We start from the raw sequence: 16,632 nt of genomic DNA on the forward strand, positions 1-16,632 counted from the left end.
TTCTCCTAGCGCGTCAAGGTTTGGCTGAATGTTGGGTTGACTAGTTGGAGGTAGGTGGGTTCGTCGTTGTCGGCTAGCAGGATTGCTCGTCCTGCGGGGAGGCGGCTGAAGCGTTGGCCGCGGATTTTGCCGCTGTCGGCGGGGTTGCCGGAGAGCATGAGGGTGGTGGCTTGTAGGTCGTTGAGTCGTCGGAGCAGTGGGTTGGTCATCAGGGCGTGTGCTGAGCCGGTGGCTCGTGCGGTGACGATGACCCGCAGGCCCAGATCGCCGGCTTGGGAGAGCAACTCGATCAGGGTGGTCCAGGGCCGTTGCCCGGCGTAGGGCCCTGATAGTGCGGGGGTGTCGGGGATGGCGTCGACGTCGTCGATGATCAGGTAGTGGGTGTGCCCGTCGTAGCGCCAGGCGGCCAGGTCCGCCGCCGACAGGCCCGCGGGGGGGCGTCGGGAGCCGATCAACGCCGACAGGCCGAGCATGGCGGGGATGACCCGGTCGACGTTGGCGGTGTACTCGTTGTCCGGGTAGAGGGGTTCGTCGACGAGGTGCAGGCGGCGATCGATCACGGTGAACGCCACCTGATCGGCGGTGTTGTTGTCGCGCACGGTGCGGATGAGGTGGCGCAGCAGGGTGGTTTTGCCGGACTTGGCGTCGCCGAGCACCAGCAGCAGTGGGTTGGCGGTGAAGTCCACCTCGACCGGGGCCAGGTCCTCTTCACGCACCCCGATCACGATGTGTTCGGGTGCCGGGTAGAGCGCCCCGACCTCTTCGGGGGCCAGGTTGGTGGGCAACAACCGCACCGGCGGTGCGGCCAGCCCGGGGTGGCGGGCGTTGAGCTCGGCGATCTGGCCTAGATCGGGTTGGGCGATCAGGAAGTGCTCGGCGGCCATCGTCAGACCACGACCGGGCTGGTTGGCCGGCACCGCTTCGGCCGGACGCGTGAGCGCCCCGGCAACACGGACGTTGCTGTCGCGCGGGTCGTGCAGTTTGAGCTCCAGGCGCAATCCGAGCCCGTCCCGCATGGCCAGCGGGACTTCCAGCCAGCTGGGGGTGGTCACGATGACGTGGATGCCGTAGGCCAGCCCGACGTTGACCAGTTCGGTGACCTTGGCCAGCAACGGGTTACGGGTATTGAATTGGTCGGTGTTGTCCCGGCTGAACGCATACAGGTTGTCGATGACCAAGAACACTTCACCGTAGCCGTCGTTGAGCGAGCCGATGCTGCCATCACGGAACGCTTCGCGCTGCTGACGCGCGGTCAGCAGTTGTTCGAGTTCCCCGAAGGTGCGGCGGATCTTCTCCGGCTCCAGCCCCGAGGCGACACTGCCGACATGGGCCAGGTCCTCCAAGGCCCGCAGCTGCCCGCCGCCGTAGTCCAGGCAGTAGAAGCTCACCTCCCGCGGTGAGTGCAGGTTGGCCGCCGAGAGGATGAACGTCTGCAACGCCGTGGTCTTGCCCGACTTGGGGCCACCGTGAATGAGCATGTTCCCGCTCGCGGAGCGGGCGTCGAACACCAGCGGATCGCGGCGCATGTCGAAGGGTTTGTCGATCTCCCCCAACGGCCACCGCAGTTGCCGCTCCCCGATCCCGGCCCGGGCCAGGGCGGCGGCCAGCGGGATCGGCTCGTCCAGCGGCGGCAACCACAGTGCCGGGGCCTGGGGCCCGTAGTTGGCCAACTGATCCCCGATGGTGGCGATCAGCTTGCGTGGCGGTCCCAGGGTCTCCTCCTCGACCTGCACCACCGTGCTGTCGGCCCCCGAATCCACCGCCCCCGCGGTGAACAACTTCGGCTCCGGCAGGGCATGCATCACCACCGCCCGCGATTGGCGTGGCGGGTCATAAATCCCGTCAACATAGGTGGAGCGGAACTTGATCGGCGCCGCCCCCGGAGCGGGCACCAAAAACCCCTCACCCTTGTGCTCTTTACCCGACTCGATGTGATAGGCGTCCTCGACGCCGATGATCTGGCGCGACACACTCGGGCTGGCGACCTTCAACCCGATCCGATACGAGGTGTTCTTGTCGATGTCCTTGATCTTGCCCACATCCAACGTCTGCGACGCGAACAGAATATGGATCCGGAACGACCGCCCCTTACGCGCCACATAGTCGAACAGCTCGGCGTACTCGGGGTGATCAGCCAACATCAGGGTGAACTCATCAGCGACGATGAACAGTGTCGGGATCGGCGCCAAATCATGCCCGGCGGCGATCGCCGCCTCATACTCGGTCACCGAGTTAAACGCACTGCCCTGCACCCGCCGGCCCGCCTCACGCAACAACAACTCCCGCCGCGCGACTTCCCCGCGCAGGGTGTCAGCGAACCGATCCGCCAGCGAGCGCTTCTCGGCCATGTTGGAGATGACCGCCACCACCTGCGGGAAGTGCCGGAAAATATCGGCGCCGGCCTCGCCCTTGAAGTCGGCGTAAATCACGATCAACCGATCCGCCGAATGCGTCGTCAACAACGACAGCAGGATCGCCATCAAGGTCTGCGACTTACCCGAGCCGGTCATACCGATCATCAACCCGTGCGGGCCCATCCCGCCCTCGGCCTCATCCTTGAGATCAAAAATCAACGGCTCCCCGGTCGCGGTCACCCCAATCGGCACCCGCAACTCCTCCTCGCGGGGCCGCGGCGCCCACAACGCCGGCACATCCAACTGCGAGGCATCGCTGATCCCCAACAACGTGGTGAACGTCGCCCCCCGGGTGCCGGCCGAGCGCAACCCGGCATGCGTCGGGTTGGAATCCCACCGCGACAACCGTCGCGCCAGATGCGCAGCCTCCGCCGCCCCCAAAGAGTCCGCGGCATCGACATAACGCTGCCAACCCCCGGTCTGCCAGCGATCAATCGCACCCCCACCCGCGCTGATCCGCAGGATCGGGCGCTCAGGATCGGGATACTGCTCCCGACTCGGCGCCACCACGCCGCGCTGCACAATCGTCACCCCGGCCCGCGCCGCCCCCAACACCGAAGCCGCCACATCAAAATCCGGGTCATCGATGATCACCAACAAATGCCGGCTCGTCTCACCGGCCTCACCGCTAAACGCCGGGCGGGCCGCCAACACCGGCGCCAACAACACCGACAGCTCCTCCGCGCTGCCCGCCAAATACCGGGCCGGGCCCACCCCATCGGCCTGACCAGCAATATCGACGTGCGGCAACCACTTGCACCACGACCACGCCGGGCTCTCCAACTCCGGCGACGCCAACGCCACCCCCAACACCGTCGGGTCATGCCACGTCACCGCCTGAGCGACCCACGCCCGCACCGCACCCCGGACATCGGCGGCAGCATCGGCGCCCTCACCGAGCACCGTGACCCGCGACACCTTCGTCAGATCCACACCCACCGGCACATCGCGCACCGTGCGCTGGGTGTCCAACAGACCGCGCAACGCACTGTGCGACACCGGCTCCAAATCAATCTCATCAGCGGTATCAGCCACCCGCACCGCACTGGCCAACCCCACCGCATGCTTAGCCGGTACGCACCACCAAAAATCCTCATCATGCGGATCACGTTCCCATTGGCGCCGCGAACCCGGCACCGCCACCAAATCCGCCGGATCGGGATGCGACCACTCCGCCGCCGCCCGCTGCTTAGCCGCCGACCCCCGAATATTGTCCCGGACCACCGACAAATACCGCAGATAATCCGCCCGCTCAGCATCCACCTCCACCGTGCGGGCCTTCTTATCCCCACCCCGATAAATCCCGGCCGCCGCCACCAACAACGCAAACGGGAAGAACAACATCACCGGAGACACCAACCGCATCCCCGTAGCGACCATGGCAATCACCATGCCCACAATCAAAATCACAATCACCACCGGCAACGCCCGCTGCAAAAACGACGCCGGAACCAACCGCGGCAACTCCGGCGGCGGCTCAACCGTGATCGTGCCCCGATCCACAGGCGGCACCGGCAACCGACGACGGGCCTCAAAAATCAAACGACTCATCGCGACTCTCCAACACTAGAAACCCCACCCAACTCAGCGGTGCCACGACGACCCGGACGCCCATCCGGCGCCAACCCGTCATGCGCCAACAACGCATCCGACCGCGACAACGCAGGACCCACAGCAAACTGCGACAACACCGACCACGGAATCGGCACAGCCGGCTCACTCAAACCCAGAGCGGAAACCGTGTCACCACCACTCTCGCTACTGATTCCGTAGCGCACACCGGTATCCGAAATCCAAAACAACGACCCAGCCGGCGACGATGCTGGGCTTTGCCCCACGCTTTGCGCGACATAGCCACTGCCCGGGGCCAAGGCGACCCGGGCGGCGGTCCCGCCCACACCAGCACCCACCAGATCCAAGGTCCGCACACCCTCACGCAACGGCAACGTCGAACCCGACAACAACGTCAACGAACTCGTACTCGCCCCCGCAGGCTTACTCCAATGCGCACACGTCACCGGCGCCGACACCGCATCCACCACCTTCACCGGCTGCTCAGGAAAACGCGACACATCCAACTGCCGCGAAACCGGCAACCGCGCAACATCATCCGCACCCAACACCGGCGGCCGCTCCAAACCCTGCGAATCCGTATTACGCAACACCGCCGCAACCACACCCGAAATCGGCTGCAACCCATCCTCCAACACCGCGTAATAGCGCAACGCGCTGTCGGAACTGCCGTCGATCTCATGCGCGACGACCACCGAGCCGACGGGTACCGGCACCGGCAATGCGAACGGCAGCGGGGTCCCCGCACCGGGGATCACCGGCGCCACCAATGCCGGCGCCTCCGGAATCACGTTGAACAGTCCGGGAGCGATCGGCCGCGGCTTCGACGCAGCCGTGTCCAAGCCCAGTGCGCCAGTGACGGCCCGGTCGCCGAGGTCGACTCGGCTGCGCTTGCCGTCCCACAACAGCCATGCGCCGGAACCATTATCGACCAGCACCGCATGCTGCGCACCTAAGGCGTCAGCGCGACTTCCGTCGGTGTCCAATCGCCCGGCGATCAACGTCACGCCCGTGGCACTGCCGGACACCGCGTCGCACACCGTCCAGTTCGCGTCGGTGTCGGCGCTTTGCACCAACCGTTCCGGCGCACCCGGAATGCCCAGGAGGTTGCCCCGCGGGAAGTTGTCCAACACAGCAGCTCTCACTGCTGTGGGGTTCACCGCGCGGCCCGCAACCAGCCGCGCGGAGGTCAGGTTCAGCACCGGGTGCAGCTGGTCTCCGACCCGCACATACAGCGCCGAGGTGGAACGGTCAGCCAGCACCGGGTCGTTGCCGGCTGATCCTCCCGGGCGAATCAGAGACAGGGCAAAGCTGCCGGCCAGCCCGGTGGCCAGCAGCACCACCCCCATCAGCACCGCACGGGACTGGGATCGCAGCGGTTCCACCAACATCCGGGTGTCGTGCAGGGCAAGACCCGCCGCGATGCGCCGCATCACGAACCGCCAACCGCTGACCTGATGCTTGGTGACAAACCCGCGCCGGTACTCGACCCGATCCGGGTTCTCGTTGACCGGGGTGCGCGACGCGAACGAGCGCCGCCCGTCCTCTGCGAAATCGGACCGGTCCGGCTGTGCGCTCATACCTTGGCCTCCAGGCCCAGGCCACGCAGCAACGGCGCCACCGAGTTACGAACATCTTCGGCAGTAATGGTCATGAGCTCCTCATCGGTGAATGCCTCGGTGCCGGCTTGTTCGGAATGGTCAAGCCGGAATTCGCGCTCCTCCTCGGAGCGTTCGACGAGATTTCGCACGAACCGGCCGTTGCCGGCGATGTCCAGGCTGCGCCGGGCGATGCCGTTGGCGTCGGGATGCGACGCCTCGGCCAGCTGACCGAACAGCGCCTGCAAGTCTTCTCGCGCACTCGGCTCGAAGACACTGTCCCGGTGCTCCGCCATCACCGTGGCGATCTCGACCAACTCGGCCGCTGTGTAGGACGGGAAGTCGATGCTGCGGGTAAAGCGCGACCGCAGACCTTCGTTGGTGTCCAAGAACCGGTCCAGGTCGGCGCGGTAACCGGCGATGATCACCACCAGCCGGTCACGGTCGTTCTCCATCCGTGCCAGCAGCGTGTCGATGGCGATCAGTCCGAAATCGTTCTTGGCGCCGGTGGCCACCAACGCGTAGGCCTCATCGAGGAACAGCACACCATCAAGAGCACTGTCGATGACCGCGTTGGTCTTGGCTTCGGTCTCTCCGATGTGCTGGCCGATCAGGTCGGCACGGTGCACCTCGCGCACATTTTCCTTCTTCAGCAGCCCCAGGCCGCAGTAGATCTTGGCCACCACGCGGGCAATGGTGGTCTTACCGGTCCCGGGCGGACCGGCGAACACCAGATGGTGGGCGCGCTGGGCTACCGCCAGACCGTGCTGCTCACGCCGGATAGCCATCGCCACCGAGCTTTTCAGCCGCTGCACCTGATCCTTGACCTCGTCGAGGCCGATGAATTCGCCGAGCTCACGTTCGGCCTCGGCCAGCAGTTCGGCCTTACGCTCATGCGCACCGGGATCGATGAAGTCGGCTTCGGTCGGCTCGGTGCCGCGGTCCCAGGGGTCGGTGCGCGCGGCGATCCGATCCGCGGTGGTGGTGACGATCCCGAAGCTGTGGTCCAACAAGGCCTGTTGAACCTGCTCGTTCTCCGGGTTGGCGGCATAGAGATCCTGCAAGACCTCGGCCGCGGTCTCCTCATCGTCCTGAGCCCGCAGGATCAGCCCCTTGGCCAGCGCCCCGTCGGTGGCGGCCGCCGCGATGGGGCCCTCGGGCTCCTCCAGGTAGGACAACGCCGGGGCATACATGCCCAGCCGCGCCAGCGCAGTTCCCAGGGCGATCTTGGCGGCGTGGGCGAACAACTCGTCCAGCTCGGGGTCGTTGACGATCGGAGTCAGCAGCTTCACCACATCCGACCACCGCTCGGCGCGATAGTGGATCACCGTGGCGATCCAGCGCGCGTCGCGGAAGCCAGGCCTGCGCTCGGCGATTTCGATGACGATCCGATTCGCTTCGCCATATCGGCCGGCCGCAACCAGCGCACTGGCGTATGCCAGCCGAAAGTCATCGGGTTCGGTGGCACGGAACTGCAAGTAAAGTCCCGAGTCGTAATGGAAGCCGAGCGCGCCCGGCTTCAGGTCGAGCTGCCGCTGCAGAGCACCCACCGTCGGCACGGTTCGCCAGACTTCCTCGATCACTCGTGGCGACGTGTCACCAGCGGCCGCCAGGCCGATCCACGCATCGCATTGTTCGTGTGCGATACGGGTCAGCGCGGCGAAGCCGGTACGGGCCGCGGCCAGGTCGGCGGGCCGTTTCCGACCATGGACCGCGATGCCCAGCGCCCGACTGCAGGTGGCGAACCGGCTGACGATGTCGCCATCCACCCTGGGTGTGAGGGTGCGTGCCTCCAGCACACCCACGTCTCGATTACTCATCCTCGAATCACTTCCCACTCAAAGCTGTACGGCCCGAAACGATTTGGTGGCGGCTTACGCCACCGCTCGAGGCTCCCCGATGACGGAGTACGCCGAAGCGTCGCCTTGGATGACGCGGCTGTGTTCACCGTGGACGCTGACCGGAATGTCGCCGGCGAGGGTGATTCGGTGCAGCCGCCGGTGCTCCTGCCCGAAGTCGGCGACTCCGTAGTGCTGGGTGGCCCGGTTGTCCCAGATCGCCAGGTCGCCAAGCTGCCAGTTCCACCGGATGGTGTTCTCCGGCCGAGTGATCCGCTCCTGGAACAGCTGGAAGAGCAGGCGTGACTCGGAGTGCTTGACGTCGGCGATGCGTTGCACGAAGTTGCCCAGAAGCAAGGAGCGTTCCCCGCTCTCTGGGTGCACGCGCACCACGGGGTGCTGCGTCTCGTACGTGGTGGAGTTGAACGTCTGGACGTATGCCTGGAACTCCTCCGACTGCAGCAGATCGGCGTATTTCTCGAGCTGCTTGGAGTCCGTCAAGTCGAGCTGCGTGTAGTCGAAGGCGTTGCTGTGCACCGCCCAAAGCTCTTCCGCCAGCCGAGCCAGCGGGTCGGGCAGCTGCTCGTAGGCGGTGACGGTGTTCGCCCAGAGGGTGGTTCCGCCGTAGGACGGCAGCTCCACGGCCCGCAACAGCGACGCCTTGGGAACCCGATCCACGAACGTGACGTCGGTGTGCCAGCTGTTCGCGCTGGTGCCGCCGAACGAGTCGATCGGAAGAATGGCGCCCTCGCCCTTCAGCAGCGGGTGCGGGGCCGTCGGGGTACCCAGGAGCTGGGCGAACTCGAACTGGCTGACATCGTCCAAATGATGCTGCCCGCGGAAGAAGATGACCTTGTGGGTGACCAACGCGTCGTTGATCGCGGTGACGGTCTCGTTGTCCAAGTCACCGCCCAGCTGGACTCCGTCGACTCGGGCGCCGATGTATTCACCGAGTTTCACCACATCCAAGTCGGAACGGGCGGACAGCGATTGGCTGGACATGAGACTTCTCCTTTGTTGGTCTAGCTAGTTTTTGAGAGGTTGAAGCCGACGTGCGGATGTGGAATCCAGCACGCCAGCCTGCCGAGTTTGTTGCGGCAAAGTTCTTTTCGGTCAGATGAATGTTCGGTGGCGGGCGTCTTCGATGCGCCCGGCCCTACGTCAGCCCCACTTGGCGGCTTCGGCGGTGTCGCGGGCGAGCATCCCCAGGGTGTTGGTCTCGTGTGTGGTGGCCATCGCGTGATAGGCCCGCACCAACTCCTCCATCGCCTGATTCCACTGCGCCTGCCACGCCTGATACGTCAGACCGGTATCGCCCTGCCACGCGGCATGCAACGCCGCCTGCTCACTGGCGATATCGGCACCCACCGCCTGCAACGTGCCCGCATAGCCATTCATCTCCGCGGCATGCGCCAGCATCGCCGGGTAGTTGTACAGAATCTGTGACATCAGATCATCCCTTCTCGTCAGAATCCGGTGTAGGTGCTCGCCGCGGCCGCGTCGGCCGCCACATACGTCGAACCGGCATCCGCCAGATTGACCTGCGCCATATCCAGCAACGCATTCACCCGCGCCGCCATCGCCACAAACCGCGCATGCGACCCCTGAAACGCCGCAGCCGCCTCACCCACATGAAACGCCTGCGCCGACAACGCCGCCTGCTCCGCCTGCGCCATCGTCGACCGCATCAACGCCGCCTTGGCACCAAACGCCGACTCCGACGCCACCAACTGCGGAATATGCGCATCCAACAAACTCATCGCTTATCTCCCTATCCAGATCGATTGCCTTGTGTTCAACGACGATCAGCTCTCTGCGTTGTGATCCACTCCTTCGGTCGACTGGCCGGTCCAGCTGGCCGGCAGCAGCGGCTCACTCGGAACGCCATTGAACGAGTCGCCGGCCAGGGTGGCCAATCCCGCTTCTCGCACACCGTGTTTGACGACGTTTCCTCCGAACCCGAGCCCGCCCGCGCTGCCCTGCGAGGCGATCGGGCCGCCCCATTCGGCGTCCACGTCGACGTTCATGTCGGCGTACTGCTCGCCGTGCTCGCGAATCTGTGTCCGCCGCCGGCGCCGCGTCCGCGACGCCCGTCGCGCGGCCGATTCCTCCGAGGCAGATGCCGCTGCCGGGCTCTTCGCCTGTGAGCCGGTGCCGCTGCCGGTCTTGTTGCTCGAATCGAATCCGGTACCGGGACCGCCGCCGAATCCGATCATGTACGGAAAGGCGAATCCCGGGGCGGTGGCAGGCGCCGGCGGCGCCGGAGGTGACGCACCGCCGGGCACGCTGGCCGGCGGGCCGGCTGCGGGAGATCCGGTGGCCGGCACTGACCCGGCAACACTCACCGCGTGCAGGTTCGACGCGGTCGTGGCCGGTGCGGTAGGCGCCGCGACGGCTTCGGGAACCGCGTCGATCACCATGGGCAGGTCGAACGGCCGTGGCAGCGCTGCCAGTGCCGCAAGCGCGCTCATGCTGGCCAACGGCGCGGCAAGGCTGGAGGAGACCGCGACACTCACCTCGATGAGGGTCAGCGGATGCGCGAGCAACCACGGCGCGAGGGTCACCGGGTTCAGGAGCAGCAGGCCCACTTCCGGGTTCGTCGAAAGATTGGCGACGATGTAGTCGATCTCCTGGATCTGGGTCAACGTGTTCTTAAGCCACCAAGCCAGCGACAACGGGTTGGTGTAGCTGCTATAGGGCAGCCCGTCGATGGTGCCCGTCACCGGATCCCAGCTGAGACCGAAGACCGAACGCACCACATCCGCGACGCTTTCCAAGAATGGGTCATTCCAGGTGTGGGCAGGGCCCCACGGGTCCGACGAATCCGCGGGCCCCGCCGAAGCCTCGGACTTCAGGACTGCCGGCGCTGCCGGGGTCGGCGGGATTGACGCGGCAGCCAAGCCCGCGACCGCCTGGTAGGTGCTCATCGTGGTAGCGGCCTGGACCCACATCCGTGCGTAGTCAGCCTCGTTGAGTGCAATCGGGACGGTGTTGACCCCGAAGAAGTTCGTCGCCAGCAGCACCCCGTGAACGGCGTGATTGGCAGCCAATTCAGCCATCGTCGGCATCGCCGCCAACGCGGTGACGTAGGCGGCCGCCACGGTCTCATGCTGGGCGGCCGCCGTGGCACTGTCGGCGCCGGCCTGCGTCAGCCACGCCAGGTAGGGCGCGTTGGCGGCCACGTAGGATTCCGCGCTCGGTCCTTGCCAGGCACCGGCTTGTACCGCTGTCAGCACCTCGCTGAGTTCCGCGGCCACCGCGGAGTACTCGGCGCTCAGTGTGTTCCAGGTCCCGGCCGCCGCCAGCACCGAGCCCGGGCCCGGCCCACTGCTCAACAATGTTGAATGGACCTCCGGCGGCAACGCCATCCACGCCGGCGCGGTCATGCTGGCCACCCCGGTTCGGCTAGCTCAGCGCGGCCCTTGGCCCCAAACGCCGATTCCGCCACCAACCGCGGAACAGGCGCACCCAACAAACTCACGGTCCATCTCCATTTCGACATCGATTGCCTTGCGTTCACCGACGATCAGTGGTCGGGTCGGTGATCCACCCCTTCGCCCGACTGACCGGTCCAGGTGCTCGGCATCAACGGTTCAGTCGGAAGACCACTGAACGAATCACCGGCGAGGGTGGTCAAACCCGCTTCTCGCACATCGTGTTTGACCACGCTGCCTCCGAACCCGAGCTGTCCTGCGCTGCCGTGCGAGGCATTCGGGCTGTCGTCCGGCGACGCCCATTCGGGGTCCACGTTCATGTCGGCGAACTGGTCGCCGTGGTCGTGCAACTGCGTTCGCCGGCGGCGGCGCCTCCGTGCCTGCCGGCGTGCGGCGGATTCCTCTGCCGCGGAGTCTGATGCCGGGCTTTTGGCTCGTGCGCCGGTGCCGCTTCCGGTCTTGTTGCTCGAATCGAAGCCAATCCCAGGACCGCCACCGAAGCCGATCAAGTAGGGCAACGCGGCTCCCGCTCCCCCGACTGCCGCAGGCGCCGGTGCCGGCGCCCCTGCGCCGGCGGAAGCGCTCGCCGGGAGCCCGGCCGCGGGGGATCCCGTAGCGGGCACCGACCCCGCCACGCTCACCACGTGCAGGTTGGAGACCGTCGTGACCGACGGGACGGGCGCCGCGACGGCGTCGGGAACCGCGTCGACCAGAATGGGTACGTCGGACAGCCATGGCAGAGCTGCCAGTGCCGCGAACGCGCTCAGACTCCCCAAGGGAGCGGTGAGGCTAGAGGATATTGCGGCACCCAGTTCGATGGCTACCAGCGGGTGCGCGATCAGGAACGACGAGAGGGTCGCCGGGTTGAGCAGGAGCAGGGCGACTTCCGGGTGAGCCCCCACATTCGCAATGACGTAGTCGACCTCTTGGATGAGGGTCACGGTGTTCTTAACCCAATACAAGCCGGTCAGTGGGTTGGTGAATGTGGAGTAAGGCAGCCCGTTGATAGTGCCGGACCCAGGCTCCCAGTTGACCCCCACGTACCGCAGCACCTGCGCGATACCTTCCAGGAAGGGATCGTTCCAGGTATGGGCGGGGCCCCATGGGTCCGCCGGATCCGAGGTCTCCGCCGACGCCGCCGACTTGAGGATCGCCGGCGCCGCAGGGGTCTCCGGCGTTGAGGCCGCAGCGGAACCCGCGACCGCTTGGTAGGTGCTCATCGTGGTGGCGGCCTGAACCCACATCCGCGCGTAGTCGGCCTCGTTGAGGGCGATCGGGACGGTGTTGACCCCGAAGAAGTTCGTCGCCAGCAATACTCCGTGAACCGTGTGGTTGGTGGTCAATTCCGCCAGTGTCGGCATCGCCGCCAAGGCGGCGGTGTAGGCGGCGGCCACGGTCTCATGCTGGGCGGCCACCGTGGCACTGTCGGCGCTGGCCTGCGCCAGCCACGCCAGGTAGGGCGCATTGGCAGCCTCGTACGATTCCGCGCTGGGGCCTTGCCAGGCACCGGCTTGTACCGCTGTCAGCACCTCGCTGAGTTCTGCGGCCACCGAGGCATATTCGGCGCTGAGCGCATTCCATGTCCCGGCCGCCGCCAGCACCGGACCCGGGCCCGGCCCACTGCTCAGCAATGCGGAGTGCACCTCCGGCGGCAACGCCATGAAAGCGGGCGCGGTCATGTCAACCGCCCCAGTTCGGATAGACAGACGCCGCTGCGGCGTCACCGACGGCGTAGTTGACGCCCGCCTCGCCGACGCCGAGACCGGAAAGCCCGAGCTCCGCTGTGCCCTGGGCCGCGACCGCAGCATGCCGCCCACCGAAGGTGCTCAACGTGGCCGCGCTCTGCAGCGATACCGGGTCAGCGGCCGGGGGCACCACCGCGGTGATCACGGGCACCGCACCGGCATGCGCTGCGGCGAGCCTCGCGGTGAGCGCCTCTACCCGTGCGCAGGCGGCGGCCAGTCCTTCGGGGACGACATGTAGCGGCATGACCAATCTCCTTCCGAACTGGGTGACAAATCCTTGGCAACTGCCTCGTGGGTACTCATACGACCACCAGCGCCGAATACGTGTCGACCACCGACGCGAGGCGGCCTACCTGTCGGCGCCAGACACCCGACATACGTCAATTGCGTCAGTCTAACGAATTATGTTGCTGTAGAAGCGTTTTCATCATCCAACACGGTTATGTTAATCCCTGGAAGCAACTTGCGTTGAGTTTGAATCAGCAGTCTCCGAAAGGCCCACCGGCACTTGGCGATCGGGCGCGATGAGCGCGGCGCTCTTCGTGCCGATCCCCATGTCAGGGCAGCCTTAGTCGAACTGGTGGATGAACATCGGGGAGAATGATGTAACGAATTACGCTGTTCCGCAACGCTTTAGCGCCGTCACGCGACTATCTGTCGCATGTCGATCGGTATGTCAGGTTCGCGGACAGCGTGATGCCCTCGACGGCATGAGGGTGCCCGCCAAGGAGCTGCGCGGCGCCGCCGATCTCAGCGGCGAGCAAGAAGATCCGGCCGCCTTCGCTATCAGACCCGTCGGGCAGACCGCGAAGATGGGCATCGAAAGTAAGGGCCGCGAAAGGCCCGGAGAATTGGCAGCGCAGTCAGGGTGCGGGGTGCCGGATACGGCGATATTGGTATGGGTGCCCGCTTGCGGTCAACCTGTACCCGCCCCGTGACGTCACGGAAAGCAGCGGCGACATCGCCCCTGGCGGTTCAGCTGACGATCCCGCGATTCCTGGCCGTCCGGCAGGACTCGGCCGGCGGCCCGCCTCGGAGCGGCCATCAGGACCTCCATGAATTGGCGGATCAATGGCGAGCCCGCTGCGGCTCGCCGCGACGCGCGCTCGCTAGTCAATCGACTACACCGATGTAGTGCGACTAGCGTAGCTATGTGGCTGACAAGAATGCAACAGGTGCCCGAGTCGACGAGAACGCTTCGGCGGCGCGCGAAGAAGCCGTTGCCGCGGTGCTGATCCATGCGGCCGACCTGTTCGCCGAACGTGGGCCGGCGGCCACGTCGATTCGCGACATCGGCACTCGGTCGGGGGTCAACCATGGACTGGTGTTCCGGTACCTGGGAACGAAAGATCAGCTGGTCAAGGCGGTTCTGAATCATCTGGCCGACGAGGTTTCTGCAGCGGCGCAGGCCGGCGCGTCGGCGGAGGTGATCGCGGCTAAGGCCGAGCTGCAGTGGCGAGTGCTGGCCCGCGCCATCCTCGACGGTTTCCCGGTCGGGCAGCTCCAGGAGCGATTCCCCATCGCAGCAAATCTGGTGAAGCACGTCCGACACAGCTATGACGAGGAACTCACGGGTCGTCTTGCCGCCGCCAATGTGATAGCGCTCCAGCTGGGTTGGCAGTTGTTCGAGCCGTTCCTGCGCTCGGCAGCGGGGATCGAAGACCTATCGCCGGCCGAGCTACGGCAAAGCCTCAACGGTGAGATCGCGCGAATGCTGAAAGCCAGCCCCAAAGACGTGTACCGGATTGCATTCCCGGTGAGCTAAAACCGGCGTGCCCCGGGATCGCTTATTCGGTTTCGAGGGCGGCGAGCACTTCGTCGGACAAATCGACGTTGGTCCACACGTTCTGCACGTCGTCACTGTCCTCAAGTGCCTCGACCAACTTGAACACCTTGCGGGCCCCCTCGACATCGACCGGGACGCTGACCGACGGCTGGAAACTGGCCTCGGCAGAGTCGTAGTCGATCCCCGCCTCCACCAGCGCACTGCGCACCGCCACCAGATCCCCCGGCTCGGAGATCACCTCGAAGCTCTCCCCCAAATCATTGACATCCTCAGCACCGGCATCCAACACCGCCGCCAACACGTCATCCTCGGTCAACCCATTCTTGTCCAGGGTCACCGTGCCCTTACGACTGAACAAATAGGCGACCGAGCCAGGATCAGCCATCTGACCGCCATTACGCGTCATCGCCACCCGCACCTCACTGGCAGCCCGATTGCGATTGTCGGTCAAACACTCAATCAACACCGCCACCCCGTTGGGCCCATACCCCTCATACGTGATGGTCTGATAATCAGCCCCACCAGCTTCCTCACCCGCACCACGCTTCCGCGCCCGCTCAATATTGTCATTGGGCACCGAACTCTTCTTCGCCTTCTGAATGGCGTCATACAACGTCGGATTCCCCGACGGATCCCCACCACCAACCCGCGCCGCAACCTCGATATTCTTGATCAACCGCGCAAAATTCTTGCCACGACGAGCATCAATCACAGCCTTCTTATGCTTCGTGGTAGCCCACTTGGAATGGCCACTCATCGGTTGCCTACCTCACTGTTGCGTCAAAACTTTGCGCGACGAGTCTACGTGTCAGTCCTGGTCGCGCGCCGGGGGCTGACCGGGCGGGAAGAACCCGGGCGCCCATCGCTCGATCAGGGCGGCGTAGTCGACGTGCGCGTCGAGCTGCACCGCGACCCCCAGTAAGCCTCCCAGGGTGCGCAGCAACATGACGTAACCGGCCGGAATGGTCAACCGGCGAGCCATCTTGAATCGGTCGGCGAAGCCTTCCGCCATCGGGTCGGTGGTGACGAGCGCGGATTTCTGGAACCACTTGCGGGTGAAATGGAACTCCCCCGAGCGCAGCGGGTCGATGTAGGGCCACAGCGGCTGGATGTACTCCACCAGCTGCTCGGCGGTCAGGTCATAGTCGGCCGGCATGAACCCGAGTTGCTTGAGCAGCCGGATCGCCTCGTCCCACTGCTCGTCACGCGCCCAGCACAGCAGTTCGGCGAATCCCGGGGGGATGCCGCCCTGATGTTCGGCCACCGCGCCGAAGTCGATCACGCCCAGCCGACCGTCGGGCAGCACCATGAAGTTGCCCGGGTGCGGGTCGGCATGCACCAGCCCGACCCGCGCCGGTGAGCTCAAGGTGAACTCCAGCAGCAGCGCGCACGCGGAGTCCCGCTCTTCCTTGGTGCCACTGCTGATGATCGCCGACAGGCGCCGGCCTTCGATCCACTCTGACACGATCACTTTCGGCGCGCTGGCGATCACCGCCGGCACGAAGAACTTCGGGTCCCCGGCGAAGGCCTTGGCGAAGGCCCGCTGGTTGTCGGCCTCCTGACGGTATTCGAGTTCGGCTTCCAGGGTGTCGTTGATCTCCGAGACCAGCCGGTCCACGTCCGCGCCGGGAACGACTTGCTTGGCGACCCAGTTGAACCGCTGAATCAGTTTGAGGTCGGCGCGCAGCGCCTCGTCGGCACCGGGATACTGGATCTTCACGGCGACGTCGCGCCCGTCCTTCCAGACCGCCCGGTGCACCTGCCCGATGCTCGCCGAGGCGGCGGGGGTGTCGTCGAAGGACGCGAACCGCTCACGCCATTTGGTCCCGAGCTGCGCGTCGAGCACCCGATGCACCTTGGCGGCCGGCAGCGGTGGGGCCTCGCTCTGCAACTTGACCAATGCCTCGCGGAATGGCTCGGCGAACTGCGGAGGAATCGCGGCCTCCATCACCGACAGCGCCTGGCCGACCTTCATGGCGCCGCCCTTGAGCTCGCCGAGCACCTTGAACATCTCGTCGGCGGCCTTCTCCAGGAGTTCGGCGTTGACCTCGTCTTTGGTCTTGCCGGTCATCCGTTTGCCCACACCGAGCGCCGCGCGACCTGCTACTCCGGCCGGGAGGCTCGCCAGTTTTACTGCGCGGCGAAATCCGCCCCGCGCGAGATCTGCCATGCGCACATCATGCCTGGCCGGTCCCGGCAACGGTATTCCCGGTCGCCCCATGGCGGCCGGCTGCGGGGTGCGACG

12 protein-coding genes are annotated in these 16,632 nt (G+C 65.8%); 1 reads left to right on the forward strand and 11 read right to left on the reverse strand.

All coding sequences use genetic code 11. The features are described 5' to 3' along the window. Nucleotides 1-5 precede the first annotated feature (5 nt). From eccCa to K3U94_RS13515, 9 genes are all read right to left on the reverse strand, one after another. A complete protein-coding gene (eccCa, locus tag K3U94_RS13475) occupies nt 6-3,965 on the reverse strand; it encodes a type VII secretion protein EccCa (protein WP_220694041.1) in 3,960 nt (1,319 codons plus the stop codon). Continuing rightward, the gene (eccB, locus tag K3U94_RS13480; protein WP_220694042.1) at nt 3,962-5,566 is read right to left on the reverse strand and encodes a type VII secretion protein EccB; all 1,605 of its coding nucleotides are present in this window, start codon (nt 5,564-5,566) and stop codon (nt 3,962-3,964) included. Before eccB ends, eccCa begins: the two co-directional genes overlap by 4 nt. After that, nucleotides 5,563-7,404 (reverse strand): type VII secretion AAA-ATPase EccA, encoded by a 1,842-nt coding sequence (eccA, locus tag K3U94_RS13485; protein WP_220694043.1) that lies wholly within the window; start codon nt 7,402-7,404, stop codon nt 5,563-5,565. Before eccA ends, eccB begins: the two co-directional genes overlap by 4 nt. 54 nt (nt 7,405-7,458) lie before the next feature. Continuing rightward, nucleotides 7,459-8,424, reverse strand: coding sequence for a TauD/TfdA dioxygenase family protein (locus K3U94_RS13490; protein WP_047318398.1), 966 nt, complete (start codon nt 8,422-8,424; stop codon nt 7,459-7,461). Nucleotides 8,425-8,583: 159 nt separating this feature from the next. Beyond that, nucleotides 8,584-8,871: a WXG100 family type VII secretion target gene (locus K3U94_RS13495; protein ID WP_220694044.1), complete on the reverse strand. Its 288-nt coding sequence runs from the start codon at nt 8,869-8,871 to the stop codon at nt 8,584-8,586. 17 nt (nt 8,872-8,888) lie between these two features. After that, nucleotides 8,889-9,182, reverse strand: coding sequence for a type VII secretion protein EsxS (locus K3U94_RS13500; protein ID WP_220694045.1), 294 nt, complete (start codon nt 9,180-9,182; stop codon nt 8,889-8,891). A 45-nt stretch (nt 9,183-9,227) separates the two neighbouring features. Continuing rightward, on the reverse strand, nt 9,228-10,808 hold the full coding sequence (locus K3U94_RS13505) for a PPE domain-containing protein (protein WP_220694046.1): 1,581 nt from the start codon (nt 10,806-10,808) through the stop codon (nt 9,228-9,230). Between the two features lie 140 nt (nt 10,809-10,948). Continuing rightward, nucleotides 10,949-12,535 carry a PPE family protein gene (locus K3U94_RS13510; RefSeq protein ID WP_220694047.1) on the reverse strand — a complete coding sequence of 529 codons (1,587 nt, stop codon included), beginning with the start codon at nt 12,533-12,535 and terminating at the stop codon, nt 10,949-10,951. A gap of 1 nt (nt 12,536) precedes the next feature. Further along, the gene (locus tag K3U94_RS13515; RefSeq protein ID WP_047318403.1) at nt 12,537-12,845 is read right to left on the reverse strand and encodes a PE family protein; all 309 of its coding nucleotides are present in this window, start codon (nt 12,843-12,845) and stop codon (nt 12,537-12,539) included. Between the two features lie 909 nt (nt 12,846-13,754). On the opposite strand from K3U94_RS13515, the gene K3U94_RS13520 reads away from it, so the two are divergent. Beyond that, nucleotides 13,755-14,366, forward strand: coding sequence for a TetR/AcrR family transcriptional regulator (locus tag K3U94_RS13520; RefSeq protein ID WP_220694048.1), 612 nt, complete (start codon nt 13,755-13,757; stop codon nt 14,364-14,366). A gap of 22 nt (nt 14,367-14,388) precedes the next feature. On the opposite strand, the gene K3U94_RS13525 is transcribed toward K3U94_RS13520, so the two are convergent. Next, nucleotides 14,389-15,144 (reverse strand): YebC/PmpR family DNA-binding transcriptional regulator, encoded by a 756-nt coding sequence (locus K3U94_RS13525; RefSeq protein WP_220694036.1) that lies wholly within the window; start codon nt 15,142-15,144, stop codon nt 14,389-14,391. A gap of 51 nt (nt 15,145-15,195) precedes the next feature. Next, complete coding sequence (locus K3U94_RS13530) at nt 15,196-16,557, reverse strand: ABC1 kinase family protein (RefSeq protein WP_220694049.1); 1,362 nt, start codon at nt 16,555-16,557, stop codon at nt 15,196-15,198. Nucleotides 16,558-16,632: the final 75 nt, after the last annotated feature.

This window comes from Mycolicibacter heraklionensis, from assembly GCF_019645815.1.
Lineage (GTDB): Bacteria > Actinomycetota > Actinomycetes > Mycobacteriales > Mycobacteriaceae > Mycobacterium > Mycobacterium heraklionense.